The following is a 2851-nucleotide window of genomic DNA, read 5'->3' on the forward strand; positions in this document are numbered from 1 at the left end:
CGGTTGGTTCTCTTATAAGTGATATTGATGTTGAAACATCCGTTTCTCATAAAAAAGCTGATTATATTGTCCGGGGAAGTATTCTTATGATTCTTATTCTTGCAGCTTTGGATTTTTCTGGAAAAATGTCTGTTTGGAATCATATTTCCGCAAATGAATTATGGATACATAAGATTGTGGGTCTGTGTATTTTGTTGGTCATTTGTGCTTACGGAAAAGAACAGCCCCACAGAAGTTTGATGCATTCGCTGATTGTTCTGGCTGCACTTGGATGGTGTATCAAACTTTTGATTCCATCGGCTTATATGTATTTTTGTATTGGATTATTAAGTCATCTTGGCTTAGATGTGTTCAATAAAAAAGGAATTCAGCTTTTTTATCCATATCGGAAACGATTTTGTTTAAAACTATGTTCAGCCGGAGGAAAAATCGATTCCTGGATTGGAAATACCGGAACGGTGGCGATGGCAGCCATCATCGGATGGTGTTTATTTAAAATAATTATCTAGAAAAGAGGAAAATGAAATGCAGATGGTAGAAAGGGTACATGAATTTCTTTCAGAATATCTAAAACCGGGTGACCGGGCTGTGGATGCTACGGCGGGAAACGGATGGGACACTTTAAAGCTCTGTGAGCTGGTGGGTGATTCGGGCAAAGTGTATGCTTTTGATATTCAGGAGGAAGCGATTGAACATACAAGAGAACGTTTAAAAGAAGCAGGTCTTGATAACCGTGCGGAACTTTTTGTCTGTTCTCACAGTCGGGCGGGAGAGATCGTGACTGAGCCGATTCGTGCCTTTACAATGAATCTCGGCTATCTTCCGGGCAGTGATAAATCCATTGTTACCCGCACGGAGTCAACGATTTCAGCCCTTCATTCTTTATCAGACCTTCTTTGTTCCGGAGGTATCGGAACGATTTTAATCTATTATGGTCATGAAGGCGGACCTGCGGAAAAGGAAGCTGTTGAGGAATTTATGGCATCTATGCCGTCAAACTGGGGGCAGATTACACGTATGGAAATCGTCAATCGAAAAAACTGTCCGCCGATTTTATATATGATGGAGAAAAAATGAGAAACGAAAAATATTTGTTTTCCTGTCAGGATTCGACAAGTTTTGGAATATATTCGTGGTATAATCGGGACATATCTTGAAATGAGGAGAATGGTTTATGAAAACAGATGAACGCAGGATGACTCAGTTAGGATACGCTCTGAGGGAGTACCGGGTGCGTCATAATATGACCCAGCAGCAATTGGGAGAGAAACTTGGTGTAAGTACGAATACGATCCATTTGTGGGAAACTAAAGTATGCAAACCATCGATGGGTTCCCTGCTGCTGCTTTCGGATCTGTTGGAGATATCTCTGTTGGACATTCTTTCAAAATCCAAAGAGGATTATTAGCGGATGATATTCCATCCATAAGCAAAATGTGGTATACTTACAAATAATGTTTGATAAAACGTAAAGGAGAATGCTTATGGCAATTTTAGTAACAGGTGGTGCCGGATATATTGGCAGTCATACTTGTGTTGAACTTTTAAATGCAGGATATGAGGTCGTTGTTGCAGATAATTTATCGAATTCCTGTAAGGAAGCTCTGGACCGCGTGGAAGAGATTACCGGAAAGAAAGTAACTTTCTACGAAGTAGATATTTTGGACAGAGAAGGGCTCTGTCACATTTTTGAGACAGAGAAGATTGAATCTGTTATTCATTTTGCCGGTCTGAAGGCCGTTGGCGAATCTGTCGCAAAACCGCTCGAATATTATCATAACAACATTACAGGTACACTGATTCTCTGTGATGTAATGCGTACATATGGTGTCAAGAACATTGTTTTCAGTTCTTCTGCAACCGTATACGGTACACCTGCTTTTATTCCGATTACCGAAGAATGTCCGAAGGGCGTATGCACGAATCCATACGGATGGACGAAGTCGATGCTTGAACAGATTCTTACCGATCTTCATACAGCAGATCCGGAGTGGAAAGTGATTCTTCTTCGCTATTTTAATCCGATCGGGGCACATGAGAGCGGAAGGATAGGGGAAGATCCGAAAGGTATCCCGAACAACCTTGTTCCGTACATTACACAGGTGGCTGTAGGAAAGCTTGAATCTCTCGGTGTATTCGGAGATGATTATGATACACATGACGGAACCGGTGTGCGCGACTATATTCATGTAGTCGACCTGGCGATCGGTCACGTGAAAGCCATCGAGAAGATGGATAAGATCCATGATGGTGTTCTTGTATATAATCTTGGAACAGGCATCGGTTACAGTGTGCTTGATATTGTCAAAGGCTTTGAGAAAGCTGTCGGCCGTCCGATTCCTTATGTGATTAAGCCAAGACGTCCGGGAGACATTGCAACCTGCTATGCAGATCCTTCATTGGCTGAGAAAGAACTGGGATGGAAGGCCGTGAGAGACCTTAATAAGATGTGTGAAGATTCCTGGCGCTGGCAGAAGAATAATCCGCAGGGCTATATAAAATAAAAAGAATCCATAGAAGCCTATGCTCTAAAGCATAGGATCTTCTATGGATTTTCTTTTGCGGTCGTTAAATTACAGACCTTGATTTACATGTGGTGGAATGCTATATTAATAGTGGGTTTTTTAATACGACAAAGGGGGCAGAGGAGAAATCATTATGAATATGATAAATATACAGGAGATTCTCATCATAAATATTGCGGGCATAATGATTCTGGTCATTTCATTGCTTTCCCGAATTACGGTCGATAAGAAAAAACATTTGAATGACCATCTGTTTAATATAATGATCGGAATCACACTGGGAGCGTTAATATCGGAGACGTTGACGTTTGTGCTGGATGGGAAAC

General features: G+C 41.3%; 5 protein-coding genes. All 5 read left to right on the top strand.

Features of this window, described 5'->3' with window-relative positions; genetic code table 11:
* The coding region (locus tag QZZ35_RS10755; protein ID WP_291237403.1) for a metal-dependent hydrolase at window positions 1–509 on the top strand (509 nt) is incomplete at its 5' end.
* Between the two features lie 16 nt (window positions 510–525).
* Complete coding sequence (locus QZZ35_RS10760; RefSeq protein ID WP_291237404.1) at window positions 526–1077, top strand: class I SAM-dependent methyltransferase; 552 nt, start codon at window positions 526–528, stop codon at window positions 1075–1077.
* A 97-nt stretch (window positions 1078–1174) separates the two neighbouring features.
* A complete protein-coding gene (locus tag QZZ35_RS10765; protein ID WP_291237405.1) occupies window positions 1175–1408 on the top strand; it encodes a helix-turn-helix transcriptional regulator in 234 nt (77 codons plus the stop codon).
* A gap of 76 nt (window positions 1409–1484) precedes the next feature.
* Window positions 1485–2504, top strand: coding sequence for a UDP-glucose 4-epimerase GalE (gene galE, locus QZZ35_RS10770; RefSeq protein WP_291237406.1), 1020 nt, complete (start codon window positions 1485–1487; stop codon window positions 2502–2504).
* A 154-nt stretch (window positions 2505–2658) separates the two neighbouring features.
* Window positions 2659–2851: hypothetical protein (locus QZZ35_RS10775; protein ID WP_291237407.1), on the top strand; the 193-nt coding region annotated here is incomplete at its 3' end.

The organism is Frisingicoccus sp. (assembly GCA_016298055.1).
In the GTDB taxonomy this organism is placed as follows: Bacteria; Bacillota; Clostridia; order Lachnospirales; family Lachnospiraceae; genus Frisingicoccus.